At 66.3% G+C, this 17,381-nt stretch carries 15 protein-coding genes; 10 read left to right on the top strand and 5 right to left on the bottom strand.

The window, feature by feature from the left end; all coding sequences use genetic code 11:
- The first annotated feature begins 82 nt into the window (after positions 1-82).
- Together ABTZ59_RS24025 and ABTZ59_RS24020 are read left to right on the top strand one after the other, a co-directional pair.
- The gene (locus ABTZ59_RS24025) at positions 83-331 is read left to right on the top strand and encodes an SCO2195 family GlnR-regulated protein (RefSeq protein ID WP_503003536.1); all 249 of its coding nucleotides are present in this window, start codon (positions 83-85) and stop codon (positions 329-331) included.
- Between the two features lie 10 nt (positions 332-341).
- Positions 342-1,046 carry a DUF4191 domain-containing protein gene (locus tag ABTZ59_RS24020; protein WP_351413909.1) on the top strand — a complete coding sequence of 235 codons (705 nt, stop codon included), beginning with the start codon at positions 342-344 and terminating at the stop codon, positions 1,044-1,046.
- A gap of 177 nt (positions 1,047-1,223) precedes the next feature.
- Here the strand turns inward: ABTZ59_RS24020 and ABTZ59_RS24015 are convergent, their stop codons facing one another.
- Positions 1,224-1,691, bottom strand: a complete 468-nt coding sequence (locus ABTZ59_RS24015) for an RDD family protein (protein WP_351413904.1) — start codon at positions 1,689-1,691, stop codon at positions 1,224-1,226.
- A gap of 271 nt (positions 1,692-1,962) precedes the next feature.
- Here ABTZ59_RS24015 and glnA point away from each other — a divergent pair, with 271 nt between their 5' ends.
- Complete coding sequence (glnA, locus tag ABTZ59_RS24010) at positions 1,963-3,372, top strand: type I glutamate--ammonia ligase (RefSeq protein WP_351413897.1); 1,410 nt, start codon at positions 1,963-1,965, stop codon at positions 3,370-3,372.
- 132 nt (positions 3,373-3,504) lie between these two features.
- On the opposite strand, the gene ABTZ59_RS24005 is transcribed toward glnA, so the two are convergent.
- Complete coding sequence (locus ABTZ59_RS24005) at positions 3,505-4,467, bottom strand: hypothetical protein (protein WP_351413886.1); 963 nt, start codon at positions 4,465-4,467, stop codon at positions 3,505-3,507.
- Positions 4,468-4,676: 209 nt separating this feature from the next.
- Here ABTZ59_RS24005 and ABTZ59_RS24000 point away from each other — a divergent pair, with 209 nt between their 5' ends.
- Together ABTZ59_RS24000 and ABTZ59_RS23995 are read left to right on the top strand one after the other, a co-directional pair.
- Complete coding sequence (locus ABTZ59_RS24000; protein ID WP_351413882.1) at positions 4,677-6,089, top strand: hypothetical protein; 1,413 nt, start codon at positions 4,677-4,679, stop codon at positions 6,087-6,089.
- Positions 6,090-6,656: 567 nt separating this feature from the next.
- Complete coding sequence (locus ABTZ59_RS23995) at positions 6,657-7,025, top strand: hypothetical protein (protein ID WP_351413879.1); 369 nt, start codon at positions 6,657-6,659, stop codon at positions 7,023-7,025.
- A 719-nt stretch (positions 7,026-7,744) separates the two neighbouring features.
- Here the strand turns inward: ABTZ59_RS23995 and ABTZ59_RS23990 are convergent.
- A complete protein-coding gene (locus ABTZ59_RS23990; protein ID WP_351413871.1) occupies positions 7,745-8,464 on the bottom strand; it encodes an NUDIX hydrolase in 720 nt (239 codons plus the stop codon).
- An 85-nt stretch (positions 8,465-8,549) separates the two neighbouring features.
- On the opposite strand from ABTZ59_RS23990, the gene ABTZ59_RS23985 reads away from it, so the two are divergent.
- The 4 genes from ABTZ59_RS23985 (at position 8,550) to ABTZ59_RS23970 (ending at position 13,122) form a co-directional block, all read left to right on the top strand.
- Positions 8,550-10,310 carry a pentapeptide repeat-containing protein gene (locus tag ABTZ59_RS23985; protein ID WP_351413865.1) on the top strand — a complete coding sequence of 587 codons (1,761 nt, stop codon included), beginning with the start codon at positions 8,550-8,552 and terminating at the stop codon, positions 10,308-10,310.
- Positions 10,307-11,209 carry a 5'-methylthioadenosine/S-adenosylhomocysteine nucleosidase family protein gene (locus tag ABTZ59_RS23980; RefSeq protein ID WP_351413860.1) on the top strand — a complete coding sequence of 301 codons (903 nt, stop codon included), beginning with the start codon at positions 10,307-10,309 and terminating at the stop codon, positions 11,207-11,209. The genes ABTZ59_RS23985 and ABTZ59_RS23980 overlap by 4 nt, the downstream gene beginning before the upstream one ends.
- Before the next feature lie 52 nt (positions 11,210-11,261).
- A complete protein-coding gene (locus ABTZ59_RS23975; protein ID WP_351413856.1) occupies positions 11,262-11,921 on the top strand; it encodes a hypothetical protein in 660 nt (219 codons plus the stop codon).
- Between the two features lie 424 nt (positions 11,922-12,345).
- Positions 12,346-13,122 (top strand): class I SAM-dependent methyltransferase, encoded by a 777-nt coding sequence (locus tag ABTZ59_RS23970; RefSeq protein ID WP_351413853.1) that lies wholly within the window; start codon positions 12,346-12,348, stop codon positions 13,120-13,122.
- Between the two features lie 178 nt (positions 13,123-13,300).
- Here the strand turns inward: ABTZ59_RS23970 and ABTZ59_RS23965 are convergent, their stop codons facing one another.
- Both ABTZ59_RS23965 and ABTZ59_RS23960 read right to left on the bottom strand, forming a co-directional pair.
- The gene (locus ABTZ59_RS23965; RefSeq protein WP_351413847.1) at positions 13,301-13,942 is read right to left on the bottom strand and encodes an SAM-dependent methyltransferase; all 642 of its coding nucleotides are present in this window, start codon (positions 13,940-13,942) and stop codon (positions 13,301-13,303) included.
- A gap of 79 nt (positions 13,943-14,021) precedes the next feature.
- Complete coding sequence (locus ABTZ59_RS23960; protein WP_351413842.1) at positions 14,022-15,098, bottom strand: NAD(P)/FAD-dependent oxidoreductase; 1,077 nt, start codon at positions 15,096-15,098, stop codon at positions 14,022-14,024.
- A gap of 162 nt (positions 15,099-15,260) precedes the next feature.
- Here ABTZ59_RS23960 and ABTZ59_RS23955 point away from each other — a divergent pair, with 162 nt between their 5' ends.
- On the top strand, positions 15,261-17,333 hold the full coding sequence (locus ABTZ59_RS23955) for an SMI1/KNR4 family protein (protein ID WP_351413838.1): 2,073 nt from the start codon (positions 15,261-15,263) through the stop codon (positions 17,331-17,333).
- The last annotated feature ends 48 nt before the right edge of the window (positions 17,334-17,381 follow it).

Below are 17,381 nucleotides of genomic sequence, written 5' to 3'. Positions count from 1 at the left end.
AATGCACGTTCCGCGTACAGGTGTCCGCGCTTTCGCCGCTACGTTCACGTTCACCTTCACCGCTCCTGAAGGGACCGCCGCCATGCAGGTCGCGCCGGTACGACCCGTCACCGAAGTGGTGGCCGCGGCCACCCCCCGCACCCGCATGGTGCTGCCCTCCGTCTCCACCGCGCTGCGCGCCGTGGAGTACCTGCTCCTGAGCGGCGGCCAGCGCACGGCCCGCCGAAACGCCTGGACGGCCGTGCTGGAGGACCGCCGCAGGGCCAAGGACCGGGTCGAGGCGGAGCATGTACTGGAGGCCGTGTCCGAGGCCACTTCCCGCGCCACGTAAACTTCTGGGCATGGCGAGGAAGGAAAACGCAGACACTGCTGCGAACCCGGGGCGACTGAAGCAGATCGCCCTTACCTACAAGATGACCCGGCGGGCCGACTCGAAGGTCGGTCTTGTCGTCGCGGGTGTGGGAATCGTCACCTTCGGTGTCTTCCTCGCGATCGGCTTCTTGATCAACCACCCCATCTATCTGGGCATCCTGGGCTTCATCCTGGCGTTCCTCGCGATGGCGATCGTCTTCGGCCGCCGCGCCGAACGAGCCGCCTTCGGACAGATGGAGGGCCAGCCGGGAGCGGCGGCGGCCGTCCTGGAGAACGTCGGACGCGGCTGGACCACCACGCCCGCGGTGGCGATGAACCGCAACCAGGACGTCGTCCACCGGGCCGTCGGCAAGGCGGGCATCGTGCTGGTGGGCGAGGGCAACCCGAACCGGGTGAAGGGGCTGCTGGCGGCCGAGAAGAAGCGCATGGCGCGCATCGTGATGGACGTGCCGGTGCACGACATCATCGTCGGTGACGGCGAGGGCCAGGTGCCGCTGAAGAAGGTCCGTACGACGATGCTGAAGCTGCCCCGGGTGCTGGCGGGCCCGCAGGTGACGGCGGCCAACGACCGGCTGCGGGCGATGGGCGACCTGATGAGCAATATGCCGCTGCCGAAGGGGCCGATGCCGAAGGGCATGCGGATGCCGAAGGGCGGCGGCGGAAAGCCGCGCTGATCTTCGCGTACGCGGCTGGGCACACAGCTTGGAGAGTGTCAGAGCATCAGAGGGCGGTCCGGAACGAGGTTCCGGACCGCCCTCTCTATGTGCTCATCGTGCTCATCCGCGCTCTGTGCTTCACCCGTTGCGGCGGCTGGGCGCCGGGATCTACAGCCGGGATCCACATCCGCAGATCTACATCCGCACCTGTACGGCGCGGGCGAGGCGGTCGTGCAGCCCGCGGGCGTCGCGGTCCCAGATCAGCGCGGGGATGGCGAGGCAGAGCAGCGCGCTGCGTACGAACGCCCGGCCGAATCCGATCCGCTCGCCGCTCTCGGTGATGACTCGCAGGCCGAAGAGGCGCTTGCCGGGTGTGAAGCCGACCGTACCGAGGGTGAGCACGCTGAGTACGAGAAGGACGCCGAGGGCCCAGTTGCCCGATGCCTGCCAGTCACCCCCGGCGAGCAGCCCGTATGCGATCAGCATGCACAGCGCCCAGTCGACGAAGAGGGCACCGAAGCGCCGGCCGAGCGGGGCGACGGAGCCCGGTCCGTGCTCCGGCAGACCGAGCCGCTCACCCCGGTAGCCGAAGTCGACGCCCATGTCCTCGGCCGCCGCGCGGGGGCCGGAGAGCCACGATCCGATTGCTTGCCTGTTGTCCACCCGTCCACGGTACTGGGACACGTTCTCGGCCACGGGAACGGGGTAGCCGCGGGTACCCCCACGTACCCGCACGGGTACGTGGGGGTGGGCGTCGGGTGTGCGGAGGCGTCGTACGCCCCGGCGCGCACCCGGGCTGGTTAACTTCGGCGAAACAAATGGGTCATGCTGGAGAAATCCCGGAAACCTATGGTCGGGTCCAGCGTGTGCCACCGCACTGGCCGCACGACCGATAACCCCCGCCCCTCCCTGGGTCGGGAGGAGGAGGAGCTGGATGTTCCAGAACGCCGACGAGGCCAAGAAGTTCATCGCGGACGAGGACGTCAAGTTCGTCGACGTCCGTTTCTGCGACCTTCCTGGCGTGATGCAGCACTTCACGATCCCGGCGAAGGCGTTCGACCCGGCCGAGGAGCTGGCCTTCGACGGCTCGTCGATCCGCGGCTTCCAGGCCATCCACGAGTCGGACATGGCGCTGCGCGCGGACCTGTCGACGGCCCGGCTGGACCCCTTCCGGCGTGACAAGACGCTGAACCTCAACTTCTTCATCCACGACCCGATCACGGGCGAGCAGTACAGCCGCGACCCGCGCAACATCGCCAAGAAGGCCGAGGCGTATCTCGCCTCCACCGGCATCGCGGACACCGCGTACTTCGGCCCCGAGGCCGAGTTCTACGTCTTCGACAGCGTGCGTTTCAACACCACCGCGAACGAGGGCTTCTACCACATCGACTCCGAGGCCGGCGCCTGGAACACCGGTGCGCTTGAGGACAACCGCGGCTACAAGGTCCGCTACAAGGGCGGCTACTTCCCGGCCCCGCCGGTCGACCACTTCGCCGACCTGCGTGCCGAGATCTCCCTGGAGCTTGAGGCGTCCGGCCTCCAGGTCGAGCGCCAGCACCACGAGGTCGGCACGGCCGGCCAGGCGGAGATCAACTACAAGTTCAACACGCTGCTCGCCGCGGCCGACGACCTGATGCTCTTCAAGTACATCGTGAAGAACGTGGCCTGGCGCAACGGCAAGACCGCGACGTTCATGCCCAAGCCGATCTTCGGTGACAACGGCTCCGGCATGCACGTCCACCAGTCCCTGTGGCAGGGCGGCACCCCGCTCTTCTACGACGAGCAGGGCTACGCGGGCCTCTCGGACACCGCCCGCTACTACATCGGCGGCATCCTCAGGCACGCCCCGTCGCTGCTGGCCTTCACCAACCCGACGGTGAACTCGTACCACCGCCTGGTCCCCGGCTTCGAGGCCCCGGTCAACCTGGTCTACTCGCAGCGCAACCGCTCGGCGGCCATGCGCATCCCGATCACGGGCTCGAACCCGAAGGCCAAGCGCGTCGAATTCCGCGCCCCGGACCCGTCCTCGAACCCGTACCTGGCCTTCTCGGCCCTCCTCCTGGCGGGCCTCGACGGCATCAAGAACAAGATCGAGCCGGCCGAGCCGATCGACAAGGACCTCTACGAACTCGCCCCGGAGGAGCACGCGGGCGTCCCCCAGGTCCCGACGTCCCTCCCGGCGGTCCTGGACGCGCTGGAGGCGGACAACGAGTACTTGCAGGCGGGCGGCGTCTTCACGTCGGACCTGATCGAGACGTGGATCGACTACAAGCGCACGAAGGAAATCGCCCCGATCCAACTGCGCCCGCACCCGCACGAGTTCGAGCTGTACTTCGACATCTAAGATGTAGAGTTCGAGCTCGAAAGCAACAGCCGATCGCAACGAGCGTTGACTCCACCCAGAGTGTGGAGTCAACGCTCGTTTTGCCTAAAGATGTGGCAGCTGCTTTGGGGAACGAAAGCCCCCACGAGGAACCTACGCCGTCGGCGGCTCGGGGATGCGCCAGCTGATGCGGAACCGCTGGTCCGGTGGAAGCCCGAATCTGCCCACCGGGCCGATCTCTTTGATGAGATAGCCGAAGACCTGATGGTGGGCCTCCTCAGAGAGTTCATGCCAGGTCTCCGGGGTCGCCGTCATCACCTCTCTCATCAAGGACACATCCGATTCGGCGCGCAGCATCTCGATGCGGTCCTCACGGTCCATGGTCTTGTCGGCATGCATGGCGCTGATCGACCGCTGAAGAAGGTTCGGCTCCACTGCCAGGCGCTGGAGTGCCCGGTCGCAGCCGTAGCGGAAGGCCGTATGCATTTCGACCGCTTCCTGGTCCGGATAGCGGTAGCCGAAGGGGCTGCCATCCTCAGCGCCCAAGTAGTCGCCCTTCAGAGTTCGAAGGAGGGCACGCAGGGCAAACTCGGCTCCGTTCTCCTCGATGAGGCGAACACCGACCTGCACCCATTCGTCCTCCGAGATCGCCGGCTCGTGCGGCACCGCGAGCGAGGGAGCAATCTCAATGGCATTGAACGGGTTGATCATCATGCCGACGACCGCCTCAGCGGTCCACCGCCCGTCATCCGTGCCCCAACCCTGTGACAGCGCCAGTTCTCGGGCCGACTTCATGCCACCCGGTTCTCCCTCCCGCACCGCGCGCCATAGGGGCAGGAACCGCGCCACCTCGGCCGTCGGATCCCGGGGCGGGTCCACGCAGGCAGCGGCGAGCACCGCCACGATCGACTGCACGGTCTCCCAGCGCGGGACGTTCAGGCCCTTGAGAGTCGTACGGACGCCCTCATGGCTGACGACCGCCGGGTGGACACCCTCAGCGATCAGGGTGCTCACCTTTCGCATGCCGGGGCGGCCCGCCGCCCGGTGAAGTTCTTCCAGGGCGCGCACCAGCTCCTGGTGAGCTTCGTTCGAAGGAGAGACGGTATCGGTGGTCACGAAACGACAGATCCCTTCGGCCTTTCATGTGACGGCAGGATGACCGTCAGATAGCGCCAAGAGTGTAGAACTCGCAGGCAAAGGGCCACACGTCAGATTTCGCCAACTTGCCGTCCTGGGTGTCAAACACCGACAAGCACTCGAATACGGACCTGAGCATGGAGTCAGCGTCGTGAGCGAACCGGCGCAGTTTCCCAAGGAGTTGCCCCATGCACATCCCTGACTATGCCCATGCCATGATCCGGTCCGCACTTCCGACTGTGCCCACCTCCCGCCAGGTGGGTGCGCTGGATTGCTGCCTCTGCGACAAGCCCTTTGAGGATCGGTCGCCTGTACCGCTCGGGCCGACTCCAACGTCGGGACTCTTCGGCTGCCACCCCTGTCTAACTCGGTTGGTCGCCCGGTCACGGCGGGCCCGCGACGCAGCACTCACACACGACGCCGAGCGCGCGCAAGCGGAGTCCGCGGCCTGGATGCCGGTACGTAAACGCCATCTCGCCCGGCTCTGCAGCGTGCGGCAGGCCGCTGAGGCCGTGGCCGAGCTGGCCCGGGGCGAAGACACCGAGGCACTGCGCGTCGCCTGGCTACTGGTCTCGCTGGAGTCCGCGCATACCTGGCTCCCCGACGCTCCGGAACCACCCGGTTCTGTGGATCGTGAAGACTCGGAGATGAAGGACGAGACTTTCCGGCTCAACCTGGCCATGATCGCGGCGCGGGGGGCGGTGGCGGAGCGGCTGGCATATCACCTTCTCAACGACACGCAGCCTGAGGAGCCGGAGATGTGCGAGGAGTTCGAATGCTCTGAAGGCTGCTCGGGACGCCACGACTACACGCACATCGACTGCGGGCCGGACGCTGTCTTCGACGATCTTTCGGAGCATGGCATCACCGTGGAGCAGGCAGAGACCGAACCCCTGACACCTCGGCTCACCGCCCTCTCAGAGAGGACCGAGGCCGAGGAAAAAGACTCACCACTTCCGGACATCGAGGAGGCGGCTCCCGTGATCCTGGCGCACTTCGGCATCGACGCGGACGTCACGGACGTCCTGGTGAGCGCGGCGGCGGTCGGCCTGGTCGCCGACGCTTGGCGCGACGGGCCGCTGGACATGATCCACGCGGCAGACGACGGACCAAGTGACGGAGAGATCTTCGCGCAGAGTGTCGATCTGTACCGCAGGGCCCGCACGGCGCTGGTGGCCGCGCAGGACGACGGGCCCGAGGTGCTGCTCGCGTTCGTGGCCGTCGCCTCCGACGTGGACCTTCCCTGGGCCGGCGGCTCGGGCTTCGCATTGCGGTCGGTGTCCGAATCCGTGGCGGAGTTCGTACAGCACGTCGACGACCGGGTCTGGTTCACCGCGAACGTGATGCGTGAACGAGGCTGGCGAGCGGCGCTCCTGCACAGAGCCGCTTCGGCCGCGTTCAAGGCCCCGACTCACTTCGGTATGCCGGGCTGGCCCGGCGCCGTCACCTCAGGTATGGAGCGTCTCGCCGTGCTGGACCGGTCGGACGCACCCGGGGCTCTGACAGACCTCGCGGCAGTGGAAGCGGCATTGCTCGAAGCGCCCGACAGGCTCGGGGCAGCCGCCCTCGACTGGATTTCCCGCCGGGCCCTGCTCGCGTAATTCCACCATCTGGACCACCCGGTAGCTGACGGGCTTGGGGCGGATAAGCCCCTGCAATGGGGAATACCATCAATACATCCGGCTCGCGGAGAGTCGGTGGGCGGCATCTTCCTACGGGCCCGGCCCCCTGGGACGCTGCGCATGGGCGGGGTTTGCTCAGCTCCGCGGTAATCATTCGTGGGCTCACTAGGTATGTGACCTGAAGTGCCAGCCGGGTTGGCGCGAGGTATTCGCATGCCCAGAAACACCACAAAGACAATTGCCCGCACTCGGATGCAGTACCTGAGTGAACCCAGGTCAGCCGCTCAGGACGCCGTACCGCGTGACGGCTCCCTCGGTCTGGACACCTGCTCGCCCGAGCAGCGTAGGCTTCGCGCCTTGCGTTCATACGTGGCACGCCATCTCCCCACTGGGGCTCAACTCGTCATCACCAGCAGCCCTTCCGGGACCTGGGGCGGGAAGCTGCGCCCATCGCCTCGATGGGATTTCTATCCCCTCGACAAGCCCTGCGCAGAAGCCGATGGGGCAGAGTTAGCCGATGGGGCAGAGTTAGAAGAAGTCCCTGCCATGAGCGACGACGCCGAACGGCTGTTTACGGGTCTGACGTGCCGCATCGCCGCACAGGACTCCGAAGGTAGATGCGCGATCGGCAATTGGTTCTCCGACCCGCTGACGCGGCCCGGCTGGTCCAATGACAGAGGTGAAGATCGACACAAGAAGCAGTTGCAGGGATACGGGCACCGATGGACGTTTCAGTGGAACGGCCTCTCTTACGTCGAAGATGTGGCCGCGTCCCTGACCGCTTCTCCCGTCGGCGTCTTCGATGCCATTGCTCGCGACGCCGGCGACCATTTCGAAGTCCGGTTGGGTGACGCGACCTTGCGCTTGTACGGACGGCGAGCCCCCCTGCAGCAGGAGTCGGGGGTCACCCGGTGAGTTGGGACAACCTAAGCCTCGTCATCCTTGCCGCCTTCGGTTGTCTCACGCTCCTGCTGACACAGGTGAGCGAGGTGTTGTCGAAGCTTCCGCAGATCATCCGTGCTTGGCGGCAAGTACGAAACGAGCTCCGCAATGGGGCAGGTCCTGACCGCCAAGAGGCCTCGCCGGAATACGACGACCGAGGTGTTGGTCCGGCGTCCGAAGCAGCGCGTTCTTCTGACACGCCCTATCGGCCTGAAACACAGAGAGGACCATCGGCACAAAGTATCGATGAATGATCCGCTCGATGCATCCTGGCCGAGCATCCAGAGTGCCGCTCCGCCCAGAAATGGTCACTGCGTGCCGCCAGGTGCACCAGCTGCCAGCCCGCGCGTCTCTGGCAGGAGGCGGTGATACTGGTCAGGCGCAATGCCATGCCCTACACGCCAAAGCTCAGATGGAAGGCGGGCCCGCCAGTCGAACGCCGACAAAGCGCTCGCGGTGGTATCCACGAACGCCCGGGGCTGGTGTCGGCATCGCCTCCAGCGGGCCTGCGCACCGCCTCGCCCGAGTCCCCACACCACTCGCGAGACCCAGCCGCCATCCTCGTTGACACTGAGCGGCAACCACGCCACGCAGCATCGCGACAGAGGCCCTGCTTGCATCGAGGGTTGTGTGACGGCTGGTCCGTCGGAGCCTGAAGTCTGCGTTGTCCGGGAGGGTGCAGTCCGTCGATCCTATGTCTGCTGGCCACCACGCAGCAGGGGTGGGCTGAGCAGCCACGCGTTGCCCCGGCGGTACAGGGCGGCAGGACGTCCCGTGTGGGGAAACCGTTGCTCTCCTGTCGACTGGACGAAGCCCGCCGTCTTGATCACCTTCCGACGGAAGTTGCTCGGGTCCAGCGCCTGACCCCAGACCACCTCGTAGATCCCGCGAAGTTCGCTCAAAGTGAATGATTCTCCGCAGAACGCTGTGGCGACGGATGTGTACTCAAGCTTCCTGCGCACCTCCTCCAGGGCGTCCAAGAGAATATCCGCATGGTCGAACGCCAACCCAACGCCAGCACCGACCAGTTCAGAAACCGGTGACCAGTACGCGCGCTCAGCGTCGGTGCCGCCCACTGGAGCGGGAAGATCCGGCCCCAGCGCCAGATAGGCGATCGTGACCACCCTGCCCCTGGGGTCGCGACGGGGTGTCCCGTAGGCACCCAACTGCTCCAGATGCAGTCGCCCCCCGTCGATACCCGCCTCCTCCCAGAGCTCCCGCAACGCCCCCTCACGCAACGTCTCATCCTTCTGAACATATCCGCCGGGCAGCGCGGGCCGACCGAGGAACGGTTCCACCCCGCGTTCAACCAGGAGGACCATCAACTGGTCGTCCCTGACAGTAAAGATCGTCAGGTCCACGGTCACCCACGACGCCTCCACCTCCGTGGAGTGCTTCAGCCAGTCATCCACCAGATCCCCTAAAGGTCATATTGACCTGAACGCGTTCCGACACTTATGGTCGGATGAACCTTAACTCTACAAGGTGGAGGGAAGCGTGATCACTTCTGATGCGCCGGCGCTGGTCAAGGAAGCGACCGATGAGCCAACCGCCGCCACACGCCACCTATGCGCCGGCGTGTATGTGGACGAACGATTCCGTGATCTCGTGATCAACGAGGTGTGCGCAGCCCCGCACCGAAGAGTCGCACCGTCTTACGGATTCGACATCGTGCCGGTTATGCATCACGCCTGGCTGGCAGCAGCGCTGAGCGCACTACTCCGCGCGACGGTGATGGGGGCCGCGATCTTTCCGGTCCTCGCGGGCGCCCTACCCGCCGCCATCCTGGTCACCTGCGGACTTGCCCTCCTGTGGCTGCTCCACGCCGCCGCGTTACTCCGGGACGTCGAGACGGAACCGAGGTACAAACGGAAATCCAAGCGCCGTGGGCTGGGAACAGCTCGAAGGAAAATAAGGCTGCTCACCTTGATCTTCACTTGGAAGTACTCGGGAAGGATCAAGTACTCCGAGAAGATAAGCGCGTTCAAGAAAATCGGTGTCGTCGCACTCAATCTGGTCCTGGTCGGGCTGTCTGTCGCGGTTCTCTTCCCGGTCCACGCCATATCGGCCCTCTACTCGGCCGGAACAATTGCGGTCTCATGCCTCGCCGTCGGAGCCGCACGGCAGGTGATGCTGAACCGCATTCTGCGAGCAACGGATCTCAGACCGAAGAGACTATCCCGTCGGCAACGGGTAGCGGACACACAGCAGCGTCACGTCTGTGCAGTGTACCGACGCCCGCGTCACAACGAGGACGACGACCTCACCGTGTTCACGCTTTTCGGGGACGAGTCACCATTTATCGGAGCAGGAGAACTCGTCTACCAGTGGAACCCGCCGATATGCATTCAGTTGTTGCGCCCCGGCGATGACGACGAAGCGCCGCTTCATGAGCGCGAACACCCGGTACCTCCCTTTCAGGCTCACGAGTTGGTCGAGCATATCCGAGACGCGGTTCAGCAGTTGAACGCCGATGACGGGGAAGTCCGTCTTCCTGTGCAGGTCCGGGACCGTGTATACGTGGCGGAGACGGACGTGGCGGCGGATCGCACCCTCCTTCCGTCACGGATCAACGAGAACGACATGCGAGCCATCATCAACACGCCGGGCTCCAAGTCACACCACTTCCTTGAGATCACTATGCCTCTTGAAGGAGGGGAGTTCGTTGCAACCGTAATGCTGAATGTCAGCTTACAGGGGAGAACTCTGAGCATCTCGACTGCGGCTTGCGTTCTTGCTCATTCTCCCAGATCTTTCCAGCACGCAGAAGAATTCGGCCAGAACGGTGCCGCAGCTGTTGCCTTGACAGCAATCAGGCAACTGTCCACACTACCCGGAGAGATATCGCGCTCTTGGCGGATCATCCGCTACTTCTACGCTCTGGGAAAAGCTGTGCTACTCCCCAGCGACCTCACTTCGACGCCAATCCGAAACGTCCTGGTCGGTACTCGTATCAGCGCTCGGGAGAAGGCAGCCCAGTCATGGTCCAAGATTCAGCTTGAGAAAAGCGGCATCTTGGGCCGAATGAAGACCATAGAGCAGCGTTTACTGCATGCCGCCAGCGACTTCCTGCGCGCCAAAAATGTAGACATTTCCGAGTTTAACGATCGCGCACTGAAGATCATCAACAGCGGGATTTTCAACTTCGGCGACAATAACACTTTCAGTAACAACGCGGTAGGCGACGGATCCAAGGCAGGCGGCACAGGAAATCAGTCGGCAGGTTCGGGAAATCAAGGAAACGGAGAAAGAAAATGACCAATAATCGAGGGATATCCAACCACGGTAACAACAACAGCTTCAGCAACAACGCAATCGGTGAACGGGCCCACGTCTCCTTCGCCGCACCGCCCCAAGAGCACGATACTCGCACCATCGAGGAGGGGCCGACATGGGACATCGGCGTGGTCACGATCCTCAGCGAAGAACTCCAGGCGGTAAGGAGCGAGTTGAGTCTGGAACGCCACAAGGAGCCCAGCGGATTGTATTTCTACCGAGGAAATTATGCTGCACCGGGAACAATCATTCGTGTCGTAGCAACCCAGAGTCAGAGTCAGGGGCAACGATCGACAATGGCCGCGCTGGATAATTTGCGCCGCCACTACAACCCGCGCCTTTGGGCCTTGGTTGGCGTCGGCGGCGGAATCCACGATGAGCACGCCCGCATAGGAAACGTCATCGTCTCCACAGATATCGTCTACTACGAGAACCGAAAAATCCAAGGCGGCGGGGAGGTCAAGCGCCGCGGAGAGCATCGGCAGGCACCTGCACCGGTGGTTCATGCGGTAAACGCCTATTTCGCAGACAATGGAACTCCCGCACACATCCACGGTCAAATCCCTTCGTACGCATCGGAAGAATTCTCCGTCTACCCGGGCGTGATGGGATCGGGCGAAGCGGTGATCGCGGACCGTGAAAGCGAGATTCGACAGTACCTCACGGCCTATCACGAGAAGGTCCTGGCTGTGGACATGGAGGCCGGCGGCCTGAGTCAGTACTGGCAGGAGAATTCGATCCACGGCGGAGATAATCCTGGCTGGGTCGTCGTGCGCGGCGTGTCCGACAACGCCGACAAGGAAAAAGGTCACGGATACCACGAACTGGCTGCGCGCAACGCTGCTCATGTTCTGGGGCGGCTCATGTCATACCTCTGCTAAGAGGGAAGCGCCAAGCACCACATGAATACTCAAACACAAGGAGAGAGCACACATGACTGCTTTTGTGTTCGGGGTTCTCAGCTCCCTGGCAGCAAGCGGGGTCATACTCGTCCTCGGTCTGCTGCGCGGCTCACGCCCACTTTGGTGGTTGGTCGCCACCTGTTCCTGGTTTACAGGCACAGGGCTCGGTCGCGTATATCGGCGCCAGTCCTCCGCCGAGGGAGACATCGCACGAGAGCTGGGCCGAGCTCGCTGGATCAAGGTCCTGGCCGGGCGTGGAAACGTCCTCACTCGTGAGGTCTTCTCCCCGCTGTGGTCGGGTGAGCTACCCCTGGAATCAGTGCAGATCCTGTTACCCGACCCCAGCACCCGGACGGACTCGTGGCTTGACCGACGATCGCACGACGTGTGCCGTTTCGACCCCGGCTTCACCCCGAACCTACTCAGAAGCCAGGTGCAGACGAATATCCACTATCTCGTCCATGTCTCGGGCACCCAACGCAACTTTGAGCTTCGCAGCTTCAATTTGCCCAACTCTTACCGGGTGATCGCAACAGACCAGGCCGCCTACATCACCTTCTACAGCAACTCTGCTCACGGGAGAAATTCTCCCTGCCTGTATGCGCGCGCCACCGGGCTTCTGTACATCTTCGCCTTACAGCAGTTCGAGTCAGCTTGGATGGACAGTTCACCTGTACCCACAGCCTCGTAGCATCGTCGGCGGCTGTCGCGCAGGAGGCGGCCACGCCGGTCCCCATGGCCTGCGGAGTGATCCGCGACGGCCAGAGCTCGGCACATGCCAGCCAAGCGAGTCCTCTTGGCCGACCACGCGGCCTTCGTCAGGTCGTCTCCCGCAAGGGCTCCACAACCGATGGCGGTCGGTGCTGGGGTGACGCACGAGCATGCCGTTACTGATCGCGCCTCCGGACGGAGAGTGTGCACCCGTTGTGCACCGGCCCGCCCGGTACAGGGACATCCGTGCTGATCAGAGACTTCATCGAGCTGTACTTCGACATCTAGAACGTGCGGTCGGACGACCGGGCAACACCGAGGCCTCGCGCACCGGGCAGGTGTCGGACCATCGGGTGCCTGACGTGACGTCATAGCAGCGGCGAAGGCCGCCGCCCCCTGTCGGGGTGGTGGCCCTGGCGTACCGGGACCTTGCCGCGCGCCAGTCGCTCTACCAGTGGCAGACGCCTCGTTACGACCTGCCCGGCATCGTTGCCGAGGGGCTGAGCGGCGTGCGCGGGCGCGTGGTCGATGTCGGTTGTGGCAATGGCAAGTTCATCCAGCGGCTGCGCCAGGACCGGCCCGATCTGGCCCTGCTGGGTCTGGACGTCGCTCCAGGCATTCTTGCCGCTGTTCCGGGCCCGGTCGCCGTGGCGGACGTGGCCCGCCTGCCCCTCGCAGCGGCGAGTGTCGACGCCGCCCTGGCGCTGCACATGCTGTACCACGTTCCGGACATCGTCCTGGCGGTCCGGGAGTTGTCCCGTGTCCTGACCCGCGGCGGACTGGTGATCGCCTCCACCAACAGCGAACGCGACAAGACCGAACTCGATGACGTGTGGCAACGGGCCGCAGCCGATGTCCTCGGCACCCAAGGCGGCCCGGCGCGGGGCTCGCTCAGCGCCCGGGTCTCGCTCAGCGCCCGCTTCTCACTGGAGAAAGCGCCGGCCTTCCTCGGCGAGGAGTTCAGCCGCGTGGAGACGATCGAGCTGCCGGGCGTGATCACGGTCCGCGACCCCGAACCGGTCGTCGCGTACCTGGCCTCCTACCGTGCGTGGGCGGATCGGCACGACGTGCCGTTCGACGCGACCATCGAGCGCTCCCGCGCCCTCCTCGACGACCACATCGCGCGGAACGGGGCGTTTGAGATCAACTGCCTGGCCGGCATCCTGATCTGCCGTCGCTGACAGTCGTCCGCGGTGTCACATTCGGATACGAGGGCAGCCCTCTGGACGGCTTCAGCGAATTCCGGGACTACTCGACTGGTACGGATGACGCCCGGAAGGACCCGTCGTCCAAACCTCGCGGCGAGGAGCGGCGGGCCGGGGCGGTCGTGTCCCGGCCCGCCGTGTCCGTGTCGGGGATTCAGCGATCGGCGGCGACGCGGCGGACCTTGACCGCGTTGTCCGTGCGGGTGGTCGGACGGCCGTCCGGGTCCAGCTGGGTTCGTTCGTGTTCTTCGCTCAGGAGTACCTCCCACTGGCCGTCCGGGAGTTGGAGCGAGTCCAGGACCTCGTCCGGCTTGGGGAAGTGCACGCTGGGGTCGGGGTTCCGCTCCCAGGAGGGGTATCCCGCGTGCCCGACGATCAGGAGCACACCGCCGGGTGCGGTGGCGGAGGCCGCGGCCCGTAGCACCTCTTCCCGGGACGTGTCGCCGCGGAAGTAGAGGAAGTGGGCGGAGACGAGGTCGTAGGTGCCTGCGAGGAAGGAGGTGGCGAGGTCGTGTCGCCGCCAGTCGACGCGGTCGCCGACCCCGGCCTCCGCCGCGTGCCGGGCCGCGCGGTCCAATGCGACCTGGGAAACGTCGGTGGCGGTGACTCGCCAGCCGTGCCGGGCGAGCCAGATCGCGTCGGCTCCCTCGCCGCAGCCGAGGTCCAGGGCGCTGCCCGGTTCCAGGGCGGTGACTTCCCGCACCAGTACGGTGTTGGGGTTTCCGCTCCAGACCCGGTCGTTCTCGCCGTAGCGGGTGTCCCAGAACGCCTCGTCCGAGATGCTTTCATACGTCATTGACGTGTTCTCCCCTTTCACATGGGTATGGGAACTTTCGCGGGCGATCCGGTCGGTGATCGTCTTCTCCATACGAGGGTCACAGCCCGTGCCCGGAACCGTTGAGCACACGGTGCTCCGCGGCCTCCCGCTCGCGCCTCGGGGAGAAGGGATCGCGGCGGGCGGCGACGGCCCGGCGCGTGTCCTCGGCGATCAGGTCGGCGTTGATCGCACCGGCGGCGCGCAGGCCCGCGGCGGCGGCTCCGAGGACCTGCTCCGTCAGATCGGTGACATTGCCGGCCACCCATACCCCCGGCACGGCCGTCGCGCCGACCGGATCGGAGGCGATGTACGTACCGATCACCTCGCCGTCCCTCGCCAGCTCGACGGGTGCCAGGCCCAGACTCGCGAGCAGGTCCGCGCGGGCGGTGAAGCGCGGCGCGACCACCAGGGCGCGGACCGGGATGGTCCGTCCGCCGGCCAGGGTGACGCCGGTGAGCCGGTCGTCCGTCACCTCCAGACCGGCGACCTCGCCGTCCACCACGGCGATGTCGCGGGCGGCGAGCTGCTCGTACTCCTCCTCGCCCGGGTCGGGCGCGGCGCCCAGGAACAGCGTCACCTCGCTGCTCCATTGCCGCCACATCAGTGCCTGGTGTGTGGCGAGCGGCCCGGTGGCGAGGACGCCGATCGGCTGGTCGCGTACCTCCCAGCCGTGGCAGTACGGGCAGTGGAGCACCTCGCGCCCCCACCGCTCGGCCACGCCGGGCACCGGCGGCAGTTCGTCGACCAGGCCGGTGGTCACCAGCAGCCGCCGCGCCCGGGCCGTGGTCCCGTCCGCGAGGGTGACCCGGAAGCCGCCGGTGTCCAGGCGCTCGGCCGCCACGGCGTCGCCCGTCATGATCTCGCCGCCGTAACCGGTCACCTCCGCACGGCCCACGGCCAGCAGCTCCGACGGGGGTGTGCCGTCACGCGTCAGGAAGTTGTGGACGTGGGACGCCGGGGCGTTGCGCGGTCGGCCCCCGTCGATCACCAGGACCGACCGCCGTGCCCGTGCCAGGGCCAGCGCCCCGCTCAGCCCGGCGGCTCCCCCGCCCACGACCACGACGTCATGGCTGCGCTCCCCTGCCTGAGGGGCGATGGTCCCGACAGTCCTGTTCTGCCTTGTTTGCTCACTCATACGCACTCTTACCTCCGCTCACCGGAGATGGTCCGCCCACCCCCCACTCTTCGACAAAACTCCTTGCCGATTCAGCAAAGAGGCAGGGCGTACGGGAGGGCGCGCCCTGTGTCCGGGCGGAGCCGGGTGTCCGTTGTCAGTGGGCGCTGGCACCATGACCGCATGAAGACCTACAACTGGCGCCCCTTCCTTGAGCGGTGGAGTGCGGACTGGCTCGACTCGCCCGACGCGCGGGGGCGTGGAGACGTGGACGAGACGGTCCTCCGGGACCGGTGGCTGGGGTTCCCGGCCGCCGGGGAGGACCGGATCACCGAGCTGGAGGCGCGGTTGGGGGTGCCGCTGCCGCCCACCTACCGGTCGTTCCTGGCGACCACCGACGGGTGGCGGCCAGCGGGGACGGCCGTCAGCCGGGTGGGTGCGGCGGAGGGCGTCCACTGGTACGGGGATCCCGACGGCCTTCAGGCGGTCGAGGAGGGCGCGTTGGACGAGTACGCCTCCGAGGAGGAGGTGCTGAGGGCCGGTATGTGGGGCAGGGCGCTGCGGCTGACCGCCGCCCCTGACACGGTCGAGGTCCTGCTCGACCCCGGAGATCCGGATGCCAACGGAGAGTGGGCCGCCTATCTCCACCGGGGCGGGGCCGGCGGCGAACGGCCGGAGCGCCACGGGTCGTTCATGGATCTCATGCAGGCCCTGTTCCGGGAGTTCCACCGCGCTCATGGGGACAACCCGGGGTTCGTGAACGAGACGACGCGCGAACTCGACGCCGATGTCGAAGAGGCGCGGCTGGCCTGTCTGGACGGTGCGGACATCGATGGAGCGCTCGAACTGCTCACGGAGGCGGACGAGTGCGGCAGACCGCGCGCCCATTGGCTGCGTGTCCAGGTGGAAGCGATGCTGAGCGGCGGGGGACGCGGAGCGCGCGGGGGACGCGGAGCGCGCGGAGTGCGCGGGGGCGGCGATCGCAGCGACCGCGGCGGCAGTTGGGGCAGCGGGTACGGCGTCGGGCGGATGGACGATCCGTTGTACGCGCGCGAGTTTGTGCCGCTGGCCGCGCTGGAGCACCTTTGGGCGGGCCATGAGGAGGCGGAGTTCCTGTCGGCCCCCGATGGTCGTGACCCGGCCGCCGATGGTCGCGACCCGGCCCCCGATGGTCGTCACCATGACGGCGACGACCGGAAGCAGGCACTGGCCCTGCTGCGGGAGATCGATGAGCGTACGTTCCGGTACGAGGCTCCCGGGCCCTTCGGCGACGCGGTCGCCTCGGCGCGTGAACAGGCGCGATGGGGCGATACGGACGGCGCGTGGCGCACGCTGGCGGCGGCCGTGGCCGACTGGGAGCCGTACGGCGAGGAGCACATGGCCCCGGTGGGGCTGCTCGCCGATCCCCTCCTCGGACCGGTGATCACCCCGGAGCGCGGGCGGTTCCTCCTGGAGACTCCCCGGGCCGACGGCCGGAGCGCGGCGGACGACGACGGTGGTGTGAACGTGCCCCGGGCGAGGCTGGACGGGCTCGGCTGGCTCGCCGAGGACACCCGGCCACCGGTGCCGGACGCCTATCGCTTCGTCCTCGTCCAGGACGTCTCGCCGCAGGAGCTGGCCGACCGGATCGGCCAGGGGCCGCTGTTGGCGCCGTGCGACGAGTCGGAGGCGGGGCAGGCCATACGGATCGGATCGTGCGGCTTCTGGGGAACGCACCCGGAGAGATGGAGTTTCGCCTTCGAGAGTGGGCGGATCGGTACGGAGCCGCCGAGCGAGGCGGTCTCGCGGGGCACGAAGTCGGTGACGGTGTGGTGCGAGCGCGGTGGCAGGTCCGCGGCGCGCCCCGGCACCTTCCACTTCTCCTACGCGGAGGACGGGGAGCGCGTGTACGGATTCACCGTGCGCGACGGAGAGACCGAGCAGTGGGGAGTGATTCCCGACGTGCTCGATCCTGAGCATCTCTTCCCGGACACGGGCCCCGACTGGGACGAGGACCCGTACGACGACGCGGACATGGACGAGGACATGGACGACGACGCGGACGACAACGCGGACACGGACGCGCGCCCCGGCCGGTACGGCGGCGACTCGGACGGCACCTCGGACGGCATCTCGGACGGCGCCTCGGGCGGCGGTTGGGCCCTGGATCCCGATGACGAATACGAGAGTCTCGACGCCATCTCGGAGGTATTCGGGGTCTCCCTGCCGCGGTTCGCGCTCCGGCAGGGACGACTGCACGCGGTCGCGCCCTTGTGACGTCGATCAGTACGCGACTTCCCCACAATCCCGGTGAGCAGCCTTAGG

The organism is Streptomyces sp. NPDC094034 (genome assembly GCF_040303865.1).
GTDB lineage: Bacteria > Actinomycetota > Actinomycetes > Streptomycetales > Streptomycetaceae > Streptomyces.
This window is presented reverse-complemented; position numbering and strand designations above follow the sequence as displayed.